This is a genomic window from Herpetosiphon geysericola, from assembly GCF_001306135.1.
Taxonomy (GTDB): Bacteria; Chloroflexota; Chloroflexia; order Chloroflexales; family Herpetosiphonaceae; genus Herpetosiphon; species Herpetosiphon geysericola.
On sequence record NZ_LGKP01000022.1, the window covers coordinates 57,939 to 80,394 of the forward strand.

Consider the following 22,456-nt stretch of genomic DNA (forward strand, 5'->3'; position numbering starts at 1 on the left):
TGCATTTTTTTGCAATGTCGCGCTCTCATCATTCGTTATTTCGAGCAACCCGACATTGATCATTGTTCCAGCCTTGATGAACCAGCTTCTTCTGCGACCTAGTGTAGGTTGTTGACGCAATGCAGCGTGGTTGCAAAGCGATCTGCTATCTCGTATAATCGCCAGCAACCCTGCTTGACAGGCAACATTTTAGCCTAACACAAGGGGTTTTCCATGAATCGCACCATTGTCGGTATTGATGTCGGTACAACCAAAATCTGTACTTTGGTTGCTGAAGTTCACGATACAGGCAAAGTCAATATTTTAGGAGTTGGCCTCACGCCTTCCAAAGGGCTTGATCGCGGGGTTGTCGTCAATATCGATGAAGCTGTGAGCGCGATTGCGACCTCGGTCGAAAAGGCCGAGCGGCTTTCTGGCTACCGCATTGGCACAGCCTTTGTGGGGATTGCAGGGCGCCATATTTCCTCGGTCAACAGTCGCGGTGTTGTGGCGATTTCACGACCTGACCATGAAATTTCGCGCACCGATGTGGCGCGGGCAGTCGAAGCAGCCCAAGCAATTGCTATCCCCACCCAACGCGAAGTTATTCACGTTATTCCACGGGCCTATATTGTCGATGGCCACGAAGGTATTCGCGATCCAGTTGGGATGGCTGGCTATCGGCTTGAAGTTGAAACGCATATTGTCACTGGCGAAGTGATGGCGATTCAAAACTTAATCAAGAGCGTTGAACGAGCTGGGGTTGGCATCGACGACCTTGTGTTGCAACCCTTGGCTTCTGGCGAGGCCGTGCTCAGCGAAGAAGATAAAAGCCGTGGGGTTGTGCTGGTCGATATTGGCGGCGGCACGACCGACATTGCAATATTTATCGGTGGTGGCATCTGGCACACCGTTGTGTTGCCAATTGGTGGCGCGCATTTCACCAACGATTTGGTGTATGTCTTACACACCCCGCATAACACCGCTGAATATCTTAAACTGCGCTATGGTAAAGTGAGCGATATTGAAAGCCATGATCCTGAAGAGGATTTGATTGATACTGATGGCTTCTCACCAGGTGAACATCAACAAGTTTCGCGGCTTGAACTTAACGAAATTCTGCAAGCACGCGCCGAACAACTGATCGACATGATTGGCAATGAAATCCGTCGTTCTGGCTATGAAGGCCTGCTGCCTGCGGGAATTGTTCTGACAGGTGGCTCGGCTCAATTGCCTGGCTTAGATGAGATGGCACGCCAACTTTTAGGAATGCCAGTGCGAATTGGCGTACCAACGAATTTGACTGGATTAGCTGAAGCAATTGATGCACCACCCTATGCCACGGCTGTGGGGCTTGTCCGTTGGGGCTTGCGTCATGGAATGGGCAGCGTTGGCGGCCACACTGCAAGCCAACCAGCAACAACCAACTGGAAACAAACCTACGACCGCTTCAAAATGTGGTTACGGGAGTTTTTACCCTAAACCGGCATCTGGCTACAGTCGATCCACGCCATTGCTGAGCTTTGGTGCTGATCTGGAGGCAACTTAACTATGGATTTCAATAACAACTTAATTGAAAATTTCGCCCAAATCAAAGTGATTGGGGTTGGTGGCGGCGGCTCGAATGCAGTTGATCGCATGGTCGAATCGGGCCTGCAAGGGGTTGAATTTATTACGGTCAACACCGATGCGCAAGCCTTGATCCACTCGCCGGCGACGATTCGGGTGCGGATTGGCGATAAGCTGACCCGTGGACTTGGCTCTGGCGGCAACCCAGTGATTGGCCAAAAAGCTGCTGAAGAAACCCACGACGAATTGCACGATGTGTTGCGTGGCTCGGATATGGTGTTCATTACCGCTGGCATGGGCGGCGGCACTGGCACTGGCGCTTCGCCAGTGATTGCAGCAATTGCCCAAGAAATTGGGGCCTTGACGGTTGGGGTTGTAACCCGACCCTTCTTGTTTGAAGGCAACCATCGCCGTAAAGTCGCCGAATCGGGGATTGACCAACTAAAGCCGACCGTTGATGCCTTGATTGTGGTGCCAAACGATCGCTTGCTGCAAATTGCTTCGAAAAACACCAAAATGAACGAAGCCTTCCGTATGGCCGACGATGTGCTGCGCCAAGGTATTCAAGGGATCTCCGATTTGATTACCAGCCGTGGTTTGATTAACCTCGACTTTGCCGACGTAAAAACGATTATGTCGCAACAAGGCACCGCCTTGATGGCAATTGGTCATGGCATTGGCGATAATCGCATGGTCGATGCAGCGAATATGGCGATCTCATCACCGTTGCTCGAAATTTCGATCGACGGGGCCAAGGGCGTGTTGTTCAATGTGACTGGTGGCGAAGATTTGGGCTTGTTAGAAGTCAACGAAGCTGCTGAGATTATTTCTAAAGCTGCTGATCCTGATGCCAACATCATCTTCGGAGCGCGGATTGACCCCAACTTGCCAGCTGATGAAGTGAAAATTACGATTATTGCGACCGGCTTTGACCAAACACGGCCTCAAGGCAACAATCGTTCGCGCTCATATCCATCGGCTCAAAGCCAACCAAGCAGCCAACCACAATCAAACTATCAGCCAGCACCCCAACAACAGCCGGCACGGCCAGCGGCGCAACCGCAACAACCACAACGGCCAACGCCGCCAACCTCGTTTGGTAGCAACGACGATTTAGATATTCCACCATTCTTGCGCAACCGCGAACGCCGCAAGTAACCAAGCTTGCTCGCTCCAGCGCGGTGGTACTACCCCGTGTGGAGCGAGCAAACTGCCCAAATTGAGCGTAAATATTTTTAGCTAACTACTTAGGTCGTTGGGCAAACTGCCCAAAGCTTAGGCAAAAAGTACTACAAATTTTGACATCAGCTTTTTAATCGTTATAATGAAGCTCTGAATACCGATCACATCCGTGTTACCTAGAGGATACCCCAAAATCCATAGATGGATGTGATTGTGTACCAACCTTGTTGGCCCTGTGTCCCTCTGATGCAGGAATGTTCGATTCTACGAATCGGGTTTTTAACTCATTTAGGAGGCAAGAATGATTCGATCAAAGCGCCAATTGATGAGCTTTGCGCTCATGTTGGTCCTTGTTGTTCCGATCTTGGCTGCTTGTGGTGGCGATGCAACTCCAACCACAGCTCCAGCAACGACAGTCCCTGCAACCGCAACTACAGATAGCGCAGCAGCAGCTACGGCTGAACCAACCGCTGCCGCAACCGAAACGGATGCAACTGTTGAACCAACTGCTGAAGCTGAAGCAACCGCAGAACCAACCGCTGGTACCACCACGGGCGAAGGCCCTGGCACCGACCCAGAAAAAACCATCATCATTGGTATGACCCAATCGCCAGACACCTTGTTCGGCATTGAATCACAATCAAGCGCCACCACCCAAGTGTTGTCAGCGATTCAACCAGCCTGTTTCACCACCTTGGACTATGAATACCAACCAGTTTGTTTCACCAAATTGCCAAGCTTCGAAGATGGCGATGCAGTGACCCAAACCGTTTCGGTTGATAGCAGCTACGAAGGCAACATCGTCATCAACGACGAGTTGATCACCGATACTGCTAGCTTGACCGAAGCTATGGACATGGAACAAGTTGTTGTAACTTGGACCTTGATCGATGGCTTGACCTGGGAAGATGGTACCCCAATTACCGCTGCTGACTTCGTGTTTGCTGCTGAATTGTACCAAGATCCAGGTATCAAGAACGCTAGCCGCTTTGTACTTGATCGTACCCAAAAATACGAAGCCAAGGACGAAAAGACCTTGGTATGGTACGCAGCTCCTGGTTACACCGATGCAACCTACTTCTTGAACACCTTTGGTCCTGAACCAAAGCACGTTTTGGAAGGTGAAGACCCAGCAACCATTGGTGGTAGCGACTACGCTAGCAAGCCATTGGCATATGGCCCATACAAGATTGCTGAAAACACCCCTCAAGAAAGCACCAAGTTGGTTGCTAACGAAACCTACTGGAAAAAAGGCTACCCAATCATTGGTAATGTTACCTTCAAGTATCTGACCAGTGAAGATCAAGTCTTGCAACAATTGGAAAGCGGCGAAATTGACGTCGTTGGTTCAATTGGTTTGACCTTGGCTAACGCTCCTAAGCTCGACGAACTCGAAGCTGCTGGCACGCTCAAAGGTCAATATGTTCCAGCAACCGTGTGGGAACACATGGACTTCGGTGTCGAACGCAATGATGGTCAACCATCAATCTTCGCCGATGTTAAATTGCGCCAAGCTGTTGCTTATGCAGTCAACCGCAAGCAAATCATCGATAACGTCTTGTTCGGCAAGACCGTTGTGATGAACACCTTCTTGCCAGCCGATCACTGGGCTTATCCACCAAACGGCGAAGGCTTGGAAGCATACGAATACGATGTTGAAAAAGCTAAGGCGCTCTTGGCCGAAGCTGGTTGGACTGCTGGTGCTGATGGCATCCTTGAAAAAGATGGTTCTAAGCTCACGATCCAATTCTTCACCACCGAAAACAACCAAACCCGCGAAGCCGTTGCTCAATTGATCCAAGAAGACTTGAAAGCTGTCGGTATCGATGTTCAATTGAACTTCGTGCCAGCAACCGATGTCTTGTTCAAGAACGGCGCAGAAGGTATCTTGGCTGGCCGCCGCTTCGACTTGGGCTTGTACGCTTGGGTCAGTGGCCCAGAGCCATCGACCGCTCTGTACCTCTGTGATCAAATTCCAACCGAAGAAAACAGCTACGGCGGCCAGAACAACACTGGCTGGTGTAACCCTGAATACGATGCAGCTGCGTTGGCTTCACAAGCTGAAACCGACCGCGCCAAGCGTATTCCTTTGGTCATCGAAGCTCAAAAAGTATTCAATGCCGAATTGCCAACCTTCCCATTGTACCAACGCGTCAATGTTGGTGCTTACAACGTCAAGGTTAGCGGCTTGGACTTGAACCCAACCAGCCAAGTTGACTTCTGGAACATCGAAACCTGGGATGTTACCAAGTAATTGGTAAGCTCCTCTCTACGGAGCTGCGTGCTTGCACGTAGCTCCGTAGTTGTATCCCTCGCCTTCCCACAGCTTTTTGTGAGCACCATAAATAGTTAAATCAAGACAATGTTGTCACGCCCGGATATTAACCACCAGACAGTGATTGTCGTGCTTGTGTGGTTTTTTTTGTAATGCGAGATAAATGGTACAATAGGCCAGTTTTCCAAACCGATAAAATTCAATGCTCTTTTTTTGAACGTAATTTGCCGTAACCGAGTGTACTAGTTAAGAACCATTTATCTTATCGGCAATTAACCATTTCAAGCATCTTTAGAGGTACCGCATGACTGTATATCTCATTCGGCGCTTGTTTCAAGCGATTCTCGTTCTCCTGTTCTCATCGGCAGTGATCTACTCGCTGTTTGCTTTGGCTCCTGGTGGCCCCCTTGATGAGTTACGCCAAAATACTGACCCTAAGAGCCGTCCGAGTGAGGCGGATATTCAGCGTCAAGCAAAATTGCTGGGGGCTGATAAACCGTGGTACTTGTGGTATCCCACGTGGCTTGCTGGTGATACCTGGCTCGATAAAGTTGGGCTTGAACAATATGTTGGCGAACGTAAAGGGATTTTACGCTGGGATTGGGGTACCTCATGGAAGTTCCAGCGCAATGCTCCGGTCTTAGACATTATTAAAGATAAGCTGCCTGATACACTGTGGCTGATGATCAGCTCAACGATTATTTCGTTGGTCTTGGGGATTCCGCTCGGCGTCTTTTCAGCAGTGCGCCAATATTCGTTCTTCGATTATATTTTGACCACATTTAGTTTTATCGGCTTATCATTGCCCTCCTTCTGGTTTGGGCTTTTGATTATTGCGGTATCGCTGTGGTTTAAACGCAACGGCTGGTTCTATTTCCCTGCTGGCGATATTTTGGCCCTGCGCAATTACGAAGTGCCAGTCCTCGGTACGGTTGTCGCTGGCTCGTTCCTCGATCGGGTGATGCACTTGGTGATGCCAGTTACCGTACTTTCGATGCTCAACTTGGCCAACTGGAGCCGCTTTATGCGCGCTAGTATGCTCGAAGTGCTCAGCCAAGATTATGTGCGGACTGCCCGCGCTAAAGGGGTCAAGGAACGGGTCGTGATCTACAAGCACGCCTTCCGCAATGCGTTGATTCCCTTGATTACGATCATCGTATTTGCGATTCCTGGGGTTTTTGGTGGTGCGTTGTTTACCGAAACGGTGTTCAACTACAAGGCGCTTGGTTTTACCTTTATTAGCGCCCTTAACCTCAAAGATTATCCCTTGGCAATGGCCTTCTTGCTGATCTCATCGATCTTGCTGGTGTTTGCTACCTTGCTGGCTGATGTGCTCTATACCATTGTTGACCCACGAATTCGACTTGACTAGTTGAGGCTCGTAGTTTTCGATTGGTTTAGCGACCCGTGTGAAAGGAAAATCCATGGCTGTTTCAACAACTCAAGTCGAGGCCCGTGAGGCGAAAAAAGAAGAATATGAGCGCCCTTGGCTTGAGATTCTCAAACGCTTTTCGCGTCACCGCTTTGCGGTTGCAAGCGTAGTGGTTTTGTTTGTGATGATTGTGGCAGTTACCTTTGGGCCATTATTTATGCCCTTTGGTGAAACTGATACCGCTGTTACCAAAAAAGATCAACCACCAGGCACCGAATATGTAGTGCCAAAAAATCTTTACTATAACAGTATTGGTGGCGATGTGCGGACTGCCGCAGGCACGACTCTGACCTTCTGGCTTGGCTCAGATGGAATTGGCCGCGATTTGCTGACCCGTTTGCTGTATGCAGGCCGCGTGTCGCTGTATATTGCGGTTGCAGTTACCTTGCTCAGTGAATTAATCGGGATTATCATTGGTGTGATCAGTGGCTACTTTGGCGGGATTGTCGATGCCTTTGCAATGCGCTTTGTCGACTTCCTCAACACCTTGCCGTTGCTGCCAATTCTGCTGATTATCTCGACAATTCTTGAGCCAACGGTCAATCTGCTAATTTTGATCTTGGTGTTCTTTAGTTGGACTGGCGGCGCCCGCTTGATGCGTGGCCAAATCTTGAGCTTACGCGAGCAAGAATACGTTTCTGCTTCGCGGGCCTTGGGTGCTTCCAACTTGCGGATTATGTTCCGCCACCTGGTGCCAAACGCCTTGGCTCCCAACATCGTTAATGCCTCATTGGCCTTGAGCGGTGTGATGATTACCGAAGCAGCCTTGAGCTTCTTGGGCTTCGGGGTCAAGTTGCCAGCTGCTTCGTGGGGCAATATGCTCAAAGGTGTCAACACCACGATTCTAGAAAAATATACGTGGCAAGCCTTCTTCCCGGGGCTGGCAATCTTTATTTGTTCATTGTGCTTCAATTTTATTGGCGATGGCTTGCGCGACGCTCTTGACCCACGCGCCAAACGCTAACCTGTAATTCTTGCTAGATAGGGGCATGCTTGTGGCTCAATCCGATGTTTTGTTGAAACTCAAGGGTGTCAAAACCTACTTTTTCACCGATGAAGGCACTGTTCATGCCGTCGATGGCCTCGATTTTCAGGTGCGTCGTGGCGAAACCTTAGGGATTGTCGGTGAATCAGGCTGTGGCAAAAGCGTAACGTCCATGTCGATTCTACGCTTGCTGGGCAAAACTGGTAAAGTCATCGAAGGCGAAATCATGTTCGATGGCGAAAATTTGCTCGACTTGAGTGAAGAAGAAATGCGCAAAATCCGTGGTAATCGGATTTCAATGATTTTTCAACAGCCAACGACCTGTCTGAATCCTGTTTTCCGGATTGGCGAACAGATTATCGAGGCCTTGCAAATTCACCAAGGGCTTTCGGGCGAGGAAGCCAATAAACGCACGATTGAGCTTTTGACCTTAGTCGGTTTGCCCGACCCCGTGCGTCGGATGCGCTCGTTCCCTCACGAAATTTCCGGCGGTCAGGCCCAACGGGTGATGATCGCAATGGCGTTGGCATGTAACCCAGAATTGTTGATTGCTGACGAACCAACGACTGCACTTGACGTAACGATTCAAGCCCAAATCTTGGATCTGATGCGCGAGTTGCGCGAAAAAGTTAATACTGCAATTATTTTGATTACCCACGACTTAGGGGTTGTGGCCGAAATGGCCGAAAATGTGATGGTTATGTATGCAGGCAGGGCGGTCGAATATGCCCCTGTCCATGCGCTGTTTGAGGCACCCAAACACCCCTATACCCAAGGCTTGATCGCTTCAACTCCGGTTTTGGGCAATGTGCGTGATGAACTAGAAACAATTCCTGGTCAGGTTCCAAGCTTGTTGAACCCGCCTGCTGGTTGTCGTTTTGCTTCACGCTGCGCCCATCGGATGGATCAATGTACCCAAGAAGAACCCCCGTTGATCAAGCTCGAAGGTGATCGACTGGTACGTTGCTGGTTGTACTAGAAGAGGTTTTACATGACTGTTTCCAACAGTACCAGTGAGCATTTGCTTGAGGTACGCAATCTCAAGAAATATTTCCCAATTAAAGGTGGCTTGATGCGCCGCACTGTCGCCGAGGTTAAGGCACTTGATGGCGTTAGTTTTAGCATCAAGAAGGGCGAAACGCTTGGTTTAGTCGGTGAATCTGGCTGTGGCAAAACGACCACTGGCCGCACAGTTCTGCGCTTGATTCCACCTTCTGGTGGTCAAGTGCTGTTTGAAGGCCAAGATGTGCTCAAGGCAAGCGCTGGCCAGATGCGCGTCCTGCGGCGCAATATGCAAATTGTGTTTCAAGACCCTTATGCCTCGCTCAACCCACGGATTCCCGTAGGCCAAAGTATTGCCGAGGGCTTGAAAATTCACAATATTGGTACGCCCAGGGAGCGGCTTGACCAGGTTGCCCAGGTGCTGGAACGGGTCGGCTTGAATTCAAGCCACATGCGCCGCTTCCCGCACGAGTTTTCTGGCGGCCAACGCCAACGGATCGGGATTGCCCGCGCCTTGGTGATGCAACCAAAATTGATTGTCTGCGATGAGCCAGTTTCGGCCTTGGACGTGTCGATTCAAGCCCAAGTGCTTAACTTGTTGAATGACTTGCAAAAAGATTTGGGCCTGACTTATCTGTTTATTGCCCATAACTTAAGCGTTGTTGAGCATATTAGCAATCGGGTGGGTGTGATGTATTTGGGGCGTATGGTCGAGCTTTCAAGCCGCGACCAATTGTTCCGCAAGCCAATGCACCCGTATACCAAAGCCTTGATGTCGGCAATTCCCTTGCCCGACCCAACCATCAAGCGCGACCGGATTATCTTGGAAGGCGATGTGCCAAGCCCGGTTAATCCACCAAGCGGCTGTCGCTTCCACCCACGCTGCTGGCTGGCGCAAGATATTTGTAAACACGACGACCCCGCCTTTGAGGAAAAAGAGCCAGGCCACTTTGTTGCTTGTCACTTTGCTCAGGGGTAAACAGCGTGTTGGGATAACGCATCAGAACCGAGGCGGCTTTGCTACCTCGGTTCGTTGTTTAACCAGCTAAAGATCTGATGAGAAACCCCATTTGTGGCCTAAATATGGCTTGGCTGCATTCGACAAAAATGCGGGGCTGCGCTACACTACCTGTTGCTTAAAAGTGATCGAACGTTGCGGTTTGAATAAATTAGAGCGTCAACGATCGGCAAGTTTTTTGGCTTGCACGATGGTTGGCCTTGGATTGATGCTGATGAAATTGCGTTTTAGCCTTGCGCTTCTGCTGTGTTTGAGTTTGGTTGGGTGTAGTGTTGAGGGTGGTGCGCCAGTTGGTCAGCCAACGGTGCAAGTTCAAACTCCACTGCCAACAACCAATCCCGCCACAAGCAATCTATGGACATTGGGTCTGACTGAAGAACCAGTCGATCTGTATCCCTATAGTTATGCGTTTCGGGGCGCTGCACCTTTGATTGAATTACTCTACCCAGCTCCGTTGACGGTGGTGAACGAAGCCTATACCACAACGGGCGTTTTGGAGCGCGTGCCATCGTTTGAAAATGGCGATGTGCAATATATTACAACTACCGTTAATCTTGATTCCAATGGCGTGATTACCACGACCCAAACCGAGACGATTACCAGCGTGCGCCAGTTGACGGTTACTTATCGCTGGAATAAAAATCTGCAATGGGAGGACGGCCAGCCATTAACCGCTGCTGATTCGGTTTTTGCCTACAAGTTGCTGCGTGGCAGTGCCTCGACCGCCCAATTGGCAACCCAAAGCGACCTAACCGCTGATTATGTGGCGCTTGATGAATATACGACGCGGGCTTATTTGCCACCAGAGCGCGATGATCCAAACTATTTGATTACGGTTTGGACGCCGTTGCCAGCTCATCTGTTTGAAGGCGAGCCAAGTGCCAAACAAGTGAGCGATCGTTTAGGTCAATCGCCGCTTAGCTATGGCCCGTATAAGCTCAAAGCTTGGACTGCTGGCACGCAATTGGAGTTTGTGCGCCGCGAAGGCCAAGCTGAACAATTGCCAAGCACGATTGTTGCCCGCCTCTACCCTGATATTGCCATGATGCGCGATGACGTGCTGAGTGGGCGGGTTGATGTAGCCTGGACTGAAGGCTCGTTGGAACAATTAGCACCTGAGCTTAAAACCGACGTGCAATCCAAAACCTTGCAACTCTTGCAAGCGCCCAACCCAATTTGGGAACATATTGATATGAACTTGGCAGTTGTGGCTTTGCAAGATATTCGGATGCGCCAAGCGATTGCCCATGGCTTTGATCGTGAAGCAATTAGCACCAGTTTGTATGGCTCGCCCAAGGCCGTTTTGCATAGCTGGTTGGCTGCCGAATCGTGGGCCTTTGATCCGACTACAGCGGTCAGCTATACCTTTGATCCTGATTACTCGCGCGAATTGCTTGATCAGATGAATTATCTTGATACCAATAGCGATGGTTTGCGCGAGCGTCCTGATGGCTCGCCGTTCCAATTAACCTTGACGACGTCGGCTCAAACCCCAATTCGCCAACGGCTTAGCGAACAATTTGTGAGCGATATGCGAGTGATTGGGATTGATATTAAAATTGAGGCCTTGTCAACGACCGATCTCTATAGCCAGCAAGGGCCATTGTTTGGTCGGCGCTTTGAGTTGGCTTTGTTTGGCTGGTTGCGCAGCGTTGACCCCGATGGGGCAGTGCTGTGGAGTTGCGCCGCGATTCCCAACCAAATTAATGGCTACTCTGGTGATAACTTTACTGGCTGGTGTATGGATACTGCTGATCGGGCTATTCGCACCGCCACCAGTTCGCTTGATCCTGAAGTGCGCAAAGCAGCCTATAGCCAACAGCAGGAAATTTTTACCCGCGAGTTGCCAGTCTTGCCAGTGATTACGCGCCAAACCACAGTGCTGCTTGCGCCACGTATTCGCGGCGTTCAGCCCCAACCGTTGGCGCCAATTACTTGGAACTTGAGTGCTTGGCAACGCTAACGGCCTGAATTATGCTTAATCAAGCGAACTGAACAACTGACAATCAACGTGGATTAAGCTAAATCTATGCGCTTATTAATTGGCATTGTGCTGTTAAACTTAGTCTGGTGTAGCTTCCGCCCCCAAGAACGCCAAATTCTCTGGGGGTGGTTTTTGCGTATTTGGCCCCGTTTGCGGCCAATTTTGGGCTGGTTTTTTATTTTGATTGGCATTTTGGGTGTCATTTTGCCCATTCTGCAAGGCTTGATTTTCTTGGTGCTTGGTTCGGCGCTAATTGGCCCACGCCATCGGCTGATTCGGCTGACGCGGGTGCTGTATAAACGCTTTTTACGCTGGCTGGCAACGCGGCCCAATCGGCTGCTGGCTTGGCTCGGACGCTTTGGCATCAGTTCGTTGCGCACCCTGAATCAGCAAATTCAACGCCTGAAGGATTATCGTGCGCGCTATTATCGCAAGCATCGATTAATTCGCTTGGCGATTGTGCCACCAGCAGCGGTTATTAGCGAGCTTAATCACTATCGGCTACGCTATGATCCAAGTTATCGCCATGGCTTGCCGCCACATATTGTGTTGGTGCCAAGTAGCCTACCGCTTGATCGCGATGCATTTGAAGCGCAGATTGTGACAGCACTTCAGGAGTATCCCGCGTTTGAATTGACGCTGGATCAGGTGCAAATTGCGCCAATGCAGCATCGCTTGGTGGTTACGCCGAGCCAAGGCCAAGCAGCAATTGAACAGCTTCACGCCATGTTGCCCACAACCAGGCCAATTAAACGCCGCCCATGGCCAGCGCTGACGCTTGGCAAATTATTGCAATATAGTAGTTTGGAAAGTGCCCAAGCATGGGTAGCTGAAAGCTGGCAACCCCAAAGCTGGCAGGTTACTGAGGTGGTGTTGTTTGAAGAACGTTTTGGCCATATGTGGCACGAAGTGCGGCGTTTTCGCTTAGCCCAAGCGCCCATGAAGCAGACGGAGTATGTTAAGATAGATGATATTAACTATTCTGGCTAAAGCAATGCTGCTTACACTCACTGCCGAGGAGTTTTACGATGATTGAAACCACAATGGCAACCGCCCAGCGTCAATTTGATATTGCCGCTGAATTGCTGGACTTGGAACCGGAAGTTCGGGATTTGTTGCGCTCGCCGCGGCGTGAGTTGATCGTCCATTTTCCGGTTAAATTGGATAATGGTCGGGTGCGCAATTTGACTGGCTATCGTGTGCACCACAATATTACTCGTGGCCCAACCCTTGGTGGTTTGCGCTTGCAATCGGCAGCCACGCTCGAAGAAATGCAAGCCCTCGCCATGTGGATGACCTGGAGCTGTGCAATTGTCCAAATTCCCTATGGTGGCGCCAAAGGGGCGATTGTCTGTGACCATCGCGAGCTAAGCAACGGCGAATTAGAACGGATTATTCGGCGCTATGTGACCGAAATTACCCCCTTGATCGGTGCTGAACGCGATGTGATGATGCCTGATCTCAACACCAACGAGCAAACCATGGCTTGGGTGATGGATACCTATTCGATGCATCATGGCTATACCATGCCCTCGGTGGCAACGGGCAAACCAGTGCAAGTTGGCGGCTCGCAGGGCCATGGCCAAGGAACTGCGCGTGGTTTGTGCTATAGCGTGCGCCAAGCGGCCAGCAAGATTGGCCTCGATTTGGCGGGAGCGCGGGTTGTGATGCAAGGTTCTGGCACAACTGGGCGCTTGGTTTTGCAATTTTTGGCCGAAATGGGCTGCCAGATTATCGCTGCTAGCGACGATAACACCGGCGTGGTTGCTGAAACTGAGGCTGGAATTGATGTCGCTTCGTTGATTGAGCATCGAATCACAACCGACGGCGTTGCCAATTTGGCGGGCACAAAGCCAATTAGCCACAACGAATTGCTCGAATTGCCATGCGATATTTTGGTCTTAGCAGCAGGCCAAAATGATATTAGCGGAGCCAATGCAGGGCGGGTGCAAGCCAAAATTGTGGTCGAGCTGGCCAATGGCCCAATCACGCCAACAGGCGACTCGATTCTGGCCAACAAAAATATTATGGTTGTGCCCGATATTCTAGCCAACGCTGGCGGGATTGTCGTCTCCTACTTCGAATGGGTCCAAGGCTTGCAAGAGTTTTTCTGGACTGAGCGCGAGGTGCATGGCGAATTATCGACAACCATGGAACGAGCCTTTAACGAGGTCTACACGGTCGCCCAAGAGCGCTTTGTGCCCTTGCGCACTGCTGCCTACTTGCTCGCCGTTGATCGAGTGGTTCGGGCGATGGCGATGCGCGGGATTTATCCATAATTTTTAGGGGTCAGGAGTTAGGGGTCAGGGGCTAGAATCATGGGGCATATAAAGATTGGTTTGATATCGATGTGGGTGATTATTTGCCGATATCGATTGACTGAATCCTAGTCCCTGAAACCTGGCCCCTCTATTCAATATTTTCTATCATGAGCGATACGTAATGAATTCATCCTTCATCCCTCATCGCTCATCCTTACAACGATGCCATTAGCAAGCCACCATCCTTATACATTGCAACTACCCGAATTTGCTGGTCCGTTGGATCTATTGTTGCGCCTGATTGAGCGCGAAGAATTGGCGATCACAGCGATTTCGTTGGCGACGGTAGCCGACCAATATTTGGCTCATGTGCGGGCAATGAGCGACCCCGACCCGCTAACGGTTGCCGATTTTTTGGCCTTGGCTGCCCAATTATTGTTGATTAAATCGCGGGCTTTGTTGCCCCGGCGTGAGCCACCGCCAGCCCCACCAGAAGAAGATGTAGCTGAACAATTGGCCCAACGCTTGCGCGAATATCAGCAATTTAAGCAAGCTGCAAGCAAATTGCGCGAGTGGGAAAGCGCTGGTTTGCGGGTCTGGGAACGAGTAGCTCTCCCGCCTCAGCCCGATTTGCCAGCGCCCCAGCTGGCAGCACATAAATTAAGTGCCTTGGTCAATGCTTTATCGCGACGTTTAAGCTTGATCGAGCGCGAAACGCCACCAATTCCCATTCCCAAGGCCAAAGTTATTACAATTGCCGAAATGGCCGAATTGATTGGCGAGCGTTTGCAACGCCAACAATATGTAGCGTTTGATGATTTGCTGAGCCTGGCAACCACCCGCAGCGAAGTGATTGTTGCCCTGTGGACTGTTTTGGAGCTTGCCAAGCGCGAAATTATCAATGTTGAACAAGATGAACTGTTCGATTTGATCAATCTCTCGCGCGGTGAACGCTTTGGCGAACGCTTAACCGAAAGTATGCAGGACGAAACCGAAAGTATGAAGGATGAGGGATGAAATGCAAAAGTCAGAAATCAGAAGTCAAAAACCAAAAACAGAACAGAGCATTTGGGGATTAGGGGTCGGGGGCTGGGGATCAGGGTATGGGCTATGGGACGATAATCAAAAAAATCTGTGCCAATCTGTGGTAAAAAAACAATCATTCGGGCAATTCGGGCAATTCGTGGCGCAAATGATATTTGCGATCTTCGTGCGCTTCGCGGTTTCGTTTTTTAACGCAGCGGCGCAGAGAAACTATGGCTCTTGGTTGAGAGTTATGGTCTATGGAAATAATTAATCTGAGCAAATATGTGTGAATCTGTGGCTAAAAAACTTGACCTTCGTGTCCCTTCGTGGCCTTCGCGGTTTCAGCGCTCGGTGATCAATTCCTGATCCCTACATTAATGATCATTCGTGCAATTCGTGGAATTCGTGGCTAAAAAACTTGATCTTCGTGTCCCTCCGTGGCCTTCGCGGTTTCAGCGCTCGGTGATCAATTCCTGATCCCTACATTCTGACAACTGACCCCTCGCAATACCGCCTGCTTGCAAGCATCGTGTATAATAGGCCGCAGTACTTGTTAATGGTTTTTTGAGCCTTGCTGCTGGCTTGCGGCTTAACTGCATGGGAGGCCAACGATGAGCCGGTTATCGCCCTCTGTCCTCGTGATTATCCTGCTAGTAAGCTGTTTATTTATTTATATCGGGCCAGCTCAATCGCAAGCAAATCAAGGTCTGGTTGGGATTATTCTGCTTTTGATTGTCCTAATTGGGCTTTTTTTGGCGTTTAGTCGTGGCTCGGTCGCCCAACGCGAATCGGCGCGCAATATGCTAGGTACATTAACTGGCATTACGGCGGTTTCGTGTGCTGCCTTGCTTGGCCAACAAGCCTTAAATGGCAATTTGTTGGGTTTGATGTGTGCTCCGGTGCTGCTTGCTGGCGTGTATATGATCTTTTTGGCCATGACTGCGCGGATTGGCCAGCATGTTGAAGAAGGCGAAGTGCTGCTAATTCAACGCCGGATGGATCATCAACATATTATTCGCCCGCCTGGCTTGCATTCGCCAATTGTGCCCGCCCTCGAAGTTGGGGTTGCGGTGATGCCAACCTACAATATTCAGACTGATGTTGAAGTTGATATGGTTGATACTGCGTCGCTGCATAAAGTCGATAAAATTATCGTCGATACCCAATCGCGCATTATTCAGCGCTTTCCCGATGAGGGCGAAACGATGCCCGTGGAAATGCGCTATGAAGGCTTTTTGAAACTGCCTTACAACTATCCCAATCGTGACCATATTTTTAAAGAAATTGCCGACCGCCGTAATATTGATGTGATGCAAGTGCGTATGAGTGCCGATTTTTGGATCGAAGCAATTCAATCGCAATTGCGCCGCGACGTTGAGGAAGATTTACGAGCAATTATTCACGATAACACCTTTTATAACCCAGAAAAACGCAGTTATGGCAAACTTGGGCCTGCTGATATTTCTGCGCGGCGAGCTGAAATCGCTGCCCAATTAAAAAATCGCTTGCAAGAAAAAGTGCAGCAATGGGGCATCGAAGTGCTCGATATTGGGATTACCCAAGTTATCTTGAATGCTGATCGAATTAAGGCCTTTTATCGCACTATTACCGCTGATCTCGAAATTCAAGCTGCTAATCGTTTGGCTGAACAAGAAATTAAGCGCACCATGGCCTTGGCTGATGCAGAAGCCTATCAACGCAAGAAAATGGCCGAAACCGAGCTGGAAATTCAACGCCAACGCAACGAAATTGAAAATGCCGCCAGCTTGCAAATGCTGCAAGATTGGATGAATACAATCATCGCCGATAACCCAGATATGAAGCCAGATGATTTGAAACATTTGCTCACCTTGGCGCTCGATGAGCACGAAAAACGCAAGGTCTACCGCGAACACAATCTGATTGACCAAGAATAATGCTATAACAGGGAGTTGGCTGGCATGGAACATTTTGATGCAGATTGGCGCGTGGTAGTTATTGGCGGGGCAGGGCTGGATATTAAAGGGCGCTTGCTTGAGCCAATGCTCGAAAAAACTTCAAATCCAGGGCGGTTGACGATTAGTGTTGGGGGTGTGGCCCGCAATATTGCCGAAAATATTGCTCGGTTAGGGGCGCACAGTACGCTAATCGCCGCTGTGGGCAACGATGAATTTGGGCGCTTGATCATTCAGCAAACTGAAGATGCTGGGGTCGATACCGATGCCATGATGATTTTGGAAGATCAGCATTCGGCGGCCTATTTGGCGCTACTTGATCGCAATGGCTTGTTGTATACGGCCCTTGATGACAGTCATTGCGCGCGCGCGCTTACGCCAGAGTATATTCAAGATAATATTCAGCTTTTGCGTTCTGCCGATGCAGTCTTTATTGATGCCAATTTGTCACGGGCTACCGCCGATGTGATTCTGCAAATCTGTGCTGAGGAAGATATTCCAGTTTGCTTCGAGCCAGTTGCTTATGGCTTGGCGGGCCGCTACCGCGATCGCTTGCGCGGGATGTATCTGATTACGCCCAACGAGCGTGAGGCCGAAGCCTTAACTGGCTTGCCAGTAACCTCGCCAGCAGAGGCGACTGCGGCGGCCAAAGAGTTGGTGCGGCTTGGCGTGGAAATTGCGATCATCACCTTGGCGCGGGAAGGCTTAGTCTATGCAACTGTCGATGGCCATGGGCATATTCCGACCTTGGTGCGCGATGTGGTCGATGCAACCGGAGCAGGCGATGCCTTGGCGGCAGCGGTATTGTTTGGCCTAATGAATGAATTGCCCTTGGATGAGGCTGTGCGCTTGGGAGCAAGCGCCGCAGCGCTGACCGTTGCCTCGCCCGATACCGTGCGCCGCGACCTGAGCCTAGAGAGCTTGTACGCCCAGTTGTTAATCTGAGCCTAGCATTTTTGCTAGGTGCTGCCTTGGGAACAGTATGCCTGAACGTATTCTCGTTGCTGACGATAATGAAGCGCTAAGCCAATTGCTCGAACTTATTTTAGTTGAGCATGGCTATGAGGTTACTCTGGCCAACGATGGTAGCGACCTGTTAGCCAAGGCCCAACTGCATATTCCCGATTTGATGATCGTTGATATTTTGATGCCCCGGATCGATGGCTACGAGGCGATTCGCCAATTGCGCAACGATACGCGGCTGGCGCATATTCCGATTATTGTCTTGACGGCGCGCACGGCAATTGAGGATGTAGTGACGGGCTTTGAATTGGGCGCTGATGATTATATCGTCAAGCCGTTTCAAATGCCCGAATTGCTGGCGCGGGTGCGTGCCCAATTGTTGCGGGCTACGCGGCGGCCAGTGCTCAATCCACTGACAGGCTTGCCAGGCAATATTTTAATCGAAGAAGAAGTTAATCATCGTTTGCGCCAAGGCCAAGCTTTTGCCCTGTTGTACCTCGATTTGGATAATTTCAAGGCCTATAACGATAGCTATGGCTTTGCCCGTGGCGATTTGGTGATTAAACTGCTGGCCACTCTTTTGAGCGAAATCAAGGCCGAACACAACGATGAAGGCTTGTTTATTGGCCATATTGGTGGCGATGATTTTGCAATTATCACCCTTGCAGAGAAGGTTAATGCCCTCTGCGAAGATGTAATTCGGCGCTTTGATCAACGGATTTTGACCTTGTACGACCCGAGTAATAGCAATAAACCGGTGCCAATTCAGACCCTTTCAGTTGGGGTAGTTTTGCATCGTGGCGATGTCCAACAAAGCTATCACGATCTGAGTCGGATTGCTGCCGAAATGAAACGGGTCGCCAAACAACAAACTGGCAGCGTGTATGTGGTTGATCGGCGCTCAAACTCACAAAGCATCGAGCAAGATCGGCGTAAACGCGGCCCAACAATTGGCTTACTTGTGCAAGATGCGAGCTTGATTGCTATGCTGAGCGATCTGCTTCAGCAACAATCGTTATTTGTGGTTACCGCCGAAAGCGAGCTTAAGCCCGATGCAATCGTCCTTGGCTATCGTGATCGTTTGCCGAAAGTTCCCAAACAATGGCAAGGCTTACCACAAATTAGCCTCAAAATAGATCAATCACATGATGAGCAACGCTTTGCCCAGCTTCAAATTCAGACCAATTTGAAGCCGACCATTCCTATTCACGAGTATCTTTCGTTGGCTTTGCACTTGGTGCGGCTGGAGGCTCGATGATCGGATGGATTTTTGTTCTGTTGTTATGCGGGCTTCTTGGCTATAACCTCTATCGAACTGGCCATGTGCAGCGCTTGATTGCGATTCGCCAACGCCGCCAAACGCCGCGGCCTAGTGCTGCCATGGCGTCAACTCTGCGCGCCCGCGATTTGCGCACCCAACGCTCGTGGGCGGTGCGCGTTCGCGATGAAGTCCAAGCTCGTGGCAGTATGGGCGTTGTTATTTTCTTCCTGATTCTTTTAGTTGCTTTTTTTGTTAGCTTAAATCTGTTGGGCTTTTTTGGTAGCCAGCCAGTGGCGAGCAGTCGCGCACGGGTGATTCTCTCGCCATTTACCAATAATACTGGCCAGCCCGCCCAAGAAGGCTTTGCAGCCGCAACCACGATGGCCCAAGCATGGCAGGCGCGTTCAGCCAATTTGCAATTTGCGGTGCTCAAAACGCCAATTGCCGATGCTCAAAGCGCTTGGAGTTTGCCCGATCGTCCACAATACGATGTGGTGATTTGGGGATCGATTGTGGCTGGTGGCGATGCCAATAGTGCCAGCATCGAGCCGCAATTGCTCTGGACTCCGCGCCAACCCTTGCCTCACGATCGTGCCTTGGGCCTACGCGAACGCTTGGTTTTGCCACTCGTTTATAGTTTGGCTGATCAGCCGTTTAATGCCCAAGCCCTGCTTGGCGAAATTTTGGTGGTGCTCGATCTCTATCAAGTTGGCGATTACGATCAAACGCTGCAAGCGATTAACAGTTTGCTCGATCGCTATGCTGTCGATGGGCCGCTGCGGCCTGATTTGCTTTTAGGTATTCGTGGCTCGATTGCCGCCTTGCAAGAGCAATGGAGCCTTGCTGAGGGCGATTTTCGCCGCGCCTTGGAAACCGCCGATAAAGCAGAATACTGGAATAATCTTGGGGTTACGCTGCTTGAGCAAGGCCGTTTTTCCGAGGCTACCCAAGCCTTCAATACTGCGCAAGATCGGCTCAAAGGTACCAATAGCGACCTTAGCGCGCTGCATCTTAATCGTGGTCTTTTGGCCTTGCGTGGCGTTGATCCAGCGGTGGCGGTAGGCGAATTGGCTTTGGCAGTCAAGCTTAATCCCAATGGCATTAGTAATAAATTGGCCTTAGTTGAGGCCCAATTGCAAGCCAATCAACTGGCCGAGGCGATCGAAACCATCAATAATCTGAATGGCTATGCTAGCGAAGATCCGTTGGTGCAATTGATGACCGCACGCGTTCAGCTGGCCCAATTGGTCAACAATGGCGATCAGCCCTTGTGGGAATTGGAGATTGTGCCGCCTTTAGCGCGCGATACCTTAACGATTTTGCGCCAACGGCTCGATGCTGCGGTGGTTACGCTTGAAACGATTTCGACCCAACAACGCCAAATTGCTGCCCGCGATGATGCTGCTGGCTTGCCTGAATCGGGGCGGGTGCATGAGGCCCATTCGCGCCAAGCCTTTGAATTACTCAACCAAGTGCGCTATTGGCAGGCAGTGGCCATGACCGAGGAAGGCATTTCGGCTTCGGTTGAGCCAAAAGGCCGTTTGCGTGGCATGTGGGATGGCATGTTTGGCGATGATCCGCCACTTGAGCTAGCCCAAGCAGTGATTGATCCGCTCGCTAAAACCCAAGACCAGAATTATGCAATTTTGATTCAAGCAGGTCGAGTGCATCGGATTCTGGGCGAGCCGAAAACCGCCATGGATTATTACACCAAAGCCACGACCTTGAATGCCAATCTGCCTGAAGGTTGGTATGGCCTGGCGATTACACGTTTCAACACCGAAGGCCCAAGCCCTGAGCGCAATCAGGCGGTACGCGATTATTTGCAAAAAACCTTGGCTGCCGCGCCAAACTTTACGCCAGGCTATATTTTGGCTGCACGCTTGGAAACACGCGATAAACAGTGGGCCGCAGCCTTGCCCTATCTGCAATGGATTGTGGCTAATCGCCCAGATAATCTTGGCGCACGAATTACGCTTGGCTCAACCCAACGCGAGCTTGGGGCTTTGGCAGAAGCCGAAGTTACTTTATTGCCCTTGGCCAATGCTAACAATAGCACAGCCTTGGTTGAGTTAGGCAAGGTCTACGCCCAAGCTGGACAAGATCAAGCTGCCGAAGATATTTTTCTGCGGGCGCTCAATGTTGATGCCAGCAATGCCAGCGCTGCCTATGAGATTGGGCGGTTGCGCCAAAATCGTGGTGATTACCCTGGCGCCGAAAAAGCCTATAACGTTGCGATCGAAATTAATTCAGGCTATGTTGAAGCGCATTTGGCCTTGGGCCAGCTTTATGCTCGCTACCTCGACCAGCCAGACAATGCGGTCGCTGCTTATCAACGGGCGATTGACGCTGGCGGAGAAGATCCGCGTAACTTTGAAGATATGGGCCGCGAGTTTATGGAGATTGGGCGTTATAGCGAGGCCGCCGATGCCTTGGAGCAATCGGTGCGCTTGAATCCGAATGTGCCTGAATCGCACCATTATTTGGCCCAAGCTTACCTTGAGCAAGGCCGTTTCGAGGCTGCCCGTGAGCAAGAACGGGCGGCGATTGCCCGTGATGCCGATGGGGTGTATATCGAGGCCCAACTTGGAATTGCTGAGAGTTTTCGCCGCGAACGGCGCTTCGACGAGGCAATTAGCGCCTATAACGAAATTTTGGATAATGATTCGACGATTATTGCTGCTTATATTGGCTTAGGTCGCACCGCCGCTGATCGCGGTGAATGGCAAGGAGCGATTGGCTACTACAATCAAGCCCTCGCCCGCGAGCCAAATAGCACGAATGCCCATTTTTGGCTTGGCCAAGCCTTGGTTGAGCAAGGCTTCTACGAGCGGGCGCTTGATGAATTTAATCTTGTGCTGGCAACTGACCCGAATAATGTCGAAGCGTTGTTTGGGGCTGGGCGCGCCTATAGTAATATGGCGATTAATAATTATGCCTATGATCCAGATCAAGCTGCCAAATATGATGCTGAAGCACGACGCTTGCTTGATCGGGCCTTAAGCTATCGGCCTAACGATGGCCGCGCCTTGTTTGAGCGTGGTAAGCTCAACGAGCGCCAAAATCAACTAGCGGCGGCGATTAGCGACTATGGGCGGGCGGCGCAAATCGATACCCAAAATAGCGAAGCGCTGTATTTGCAAGGCAAGCTCTATTTGAGCCAAAACAACCTGCAAGCAGCAGAAGAGGCGCTTGATCAATCGGTGCGACGCAATCAAAATGACCCGATGGCCTTGTATTGGCTTGGTCGAACGTATCGCGCTCAAAATCGCACCAACGATGCGATTAAGGCCTTTGAGCGAGCTTTAGCTGCTAATGGTAATTTCCACGAAGCCCGTTATTATCAAGGCTTGACCGCCGAAGAATCCAACCAGCTTGATCTAGCGCGCGAGGCCTATAAGCTGATTAGCCAACAAGCCAGCCCCGATGATCGTTGGCGCTTGCAAGCAGAGGAACGCCTGCGCGATTTGGGTCAGTAGGCCGATCCACGAAGCGCACGAAGGGTTCGATTTTTAGCCACGAATTGCCCGAATTGCACGAAGCACGGAACCGCGAAGGACGCGAAGAGCGCGAAGGCTGTTTTTA

At 50.6% G+C, this 22,456-nt stretch carries 16 protein-coding genes; all 16 read left to right on the forward strand.

Features of this window, described 5'->3' with window-relative positions; translation table 11 throughout:
* Positions 1-213: 213 nt before the first annotated feature.
* Complete coding sequence (ftsA, locus tag SE18_RS13120) at positions 214-1,461, forward strand: cell division protein FtsA (RefSeq protein ID WP_054534921.1); 1,248 nt, start codon at positions 214-216, stop codon at positions 1,459-1,461.
* Between the two features lie 69 nt (positions 1,462-1,530).
* Positions 1,531-2,706 (forward strand): cell division protein FtsZ, encoded by a 1,176-nt coding sequence (gene ftsZ, locus SE18_RS13125; protein ID WP_054534922.1) that lies wholly within the window; start codon positions 1,531-1,533, stop codon positions 2,704-2,706.
* Between the two features lie 325 nt (positions 2,707-3,031).
* Positions 3,032-4,984 (forward strand): peptide ABC transporter substrate-binding protein, encoded by a 1,953-nt coding sequence (locus tag SE18_RS13130; RefSeq protein ID WP_054534923.1) that lies wholly within the window; start codon positions 3,032-3,034, stop codon positions 4,982-4,984.
* A gap of 325 nt (positions 4,985-5,309) precedes the next feature.
* Positions 5,310-6,377, forward strand: coding sequence for an ABC transporter permease (locus SE18_RS13135; protein WP_054534924.1), 1,068 nt, complete (start codon positions 5,310-5,312; stop codon positions 6,375-6,377).
* Positions 6,378-6,429: 52 nt separating this feature from the next.
* Positions 6,430-7,401, forward strand: a complete 972-nt coding sequence (locus tag SE18_RS13140) for an ABC transporter permease (protein WP_054534925.1) — start codon at positions 6,430-6,432, stop codon at positions 7,399-7,401.
* Positions 7,402-7,426: 25 nt separating this feature from the next.
* A complete protein-coding gene (locus tag SE18_RS13145; RefSeq protein WP_054534926.1) occupies positions 7,427-8,401 on the forward strand; it encodes an ABC transporter ATP-binding protein in 975 nt (324 codons plus the stop codon).
* A 12-nt stretch (positions 8,402-8,413) separates the two neighbouring features.
* The gene (locus SE18_RS13150; protein WP_054534927.1) at positions 8,414-9,403 is read left to right on the forward strand and encodes an ABC transporter ATP-binding protein; all 990 of its coding nucleotides are present in this window, start codon (positions 8,414-8,416) and stop codon (positions 9,401-9,403) included.
* A gap of 253 nt (positions 9,404-9,656) precedes the next feature.
* The gene (locus SE18_RS13155; RefSeq protein WP_160319509.1) at positions 9,657-11,405 is read left to right on the forward strand and encodes a peptide ABC transporter substrate-binding protein; all 1,749 of its coding nucleotides are present in this window, start codon (positions 9,657-9,659) and stop codon (positions 11,403-11,405) included.
* Between the two features lie 66 nt (positions 11,406-11,471).
* On the forward strand, positions 11,472-12,416 hold the full coding sequence (locus tag SE18_RS13160; RefSeq protein ID WP_054534928.1) for a 2'-5' RNA ligase family protein: 945 nt from the start codon (positions 11,472-11,474) through the stop codon (positions 12,414-12,416).
* Positions 12,417-12,454: 38 nt separating this feature from the next.
* On the forward strand, positions 12,455-13,705 hold the full coding sequence (locus SE18_RS13165; protein WP_054534929.1) for a Glu/Leu/Phe/Val family dehydrogenase: 1,251 nt from the start codon (positions 12,455-12,457) through the stop codon (positions 13,703-13,705).
* A 273-nt stretch (positions 13,706-13,978) separates the two neighbouring features.
* A complete protein-coding gene (locus tag SE18_RS13170) occupies positions 13,979-14,704 on the forward strand; it encodes a segregation and condensation protein A (RefSeq protein WP_201783494.1) in 726 nt (241 codons plus the stop codon).
* A gap of 1 nt (position 14,705) precedes the next feature.
* Entirely contained in the window at positions 14,706-14,984 is a 279-nt protein-coding gene (locus SE18_RS13175) for a hypothetical protein (RefSeq protein WP_054534930.1), read from the forward strand.
* Positions 14,985-15,324: 340 nt separating this feature from the next.
* A complete protein-coding gene (locus SE18_RS13180) occupies positions 15,325-16,629 on the forward strand; it encodes an SPFH domain-containing protein (RefSeq protein ID WP_054534931.1) in 1,305 nt (434 codons plus the stop codon).
* A 24-nt stretch (positions 16,630-16,653) separates the two neighbouring features.
* Complete coding sequence (locus SE18_RS13185) at positions 16,654-17,592, forward strand: carbohydrate kinase family protein (protein WP_054534932.1); 939 nt, start codon at positions 16,654-16,656, stop codon at positions 17,590-17,592.
* 37 nt (positions 17,593-17,629) lie between these two features.
* Complete coding sequence (locus SE18_RS13190) at positions 17,630-18,868, forward strand: GGDEF domain-containing response regulator (RefSeq protein ID WP_054534933.1); 1,239 nt, start codon at positions 17,630-17,632, stop codon at positions 18,866-18,868.
* Positions 18,865-22,350 (forward strand): tetratricopeptide repeat protein, encoded by a 3,486-nt coding sequence (locus tag SE18_RS13195; RefSeq protein WP_054534934.1) that lies wholly within the window; start codon positions 18,865-18,867, stop codon positions 22,348-22,350. The genes SE18_RS13190 and SE18_RS13195 overlap by 4 nt, the downstream gene beginning before the upstream one ends.
* Positions 22,351-22,456 lie beyond the last annotated feature (106 nt).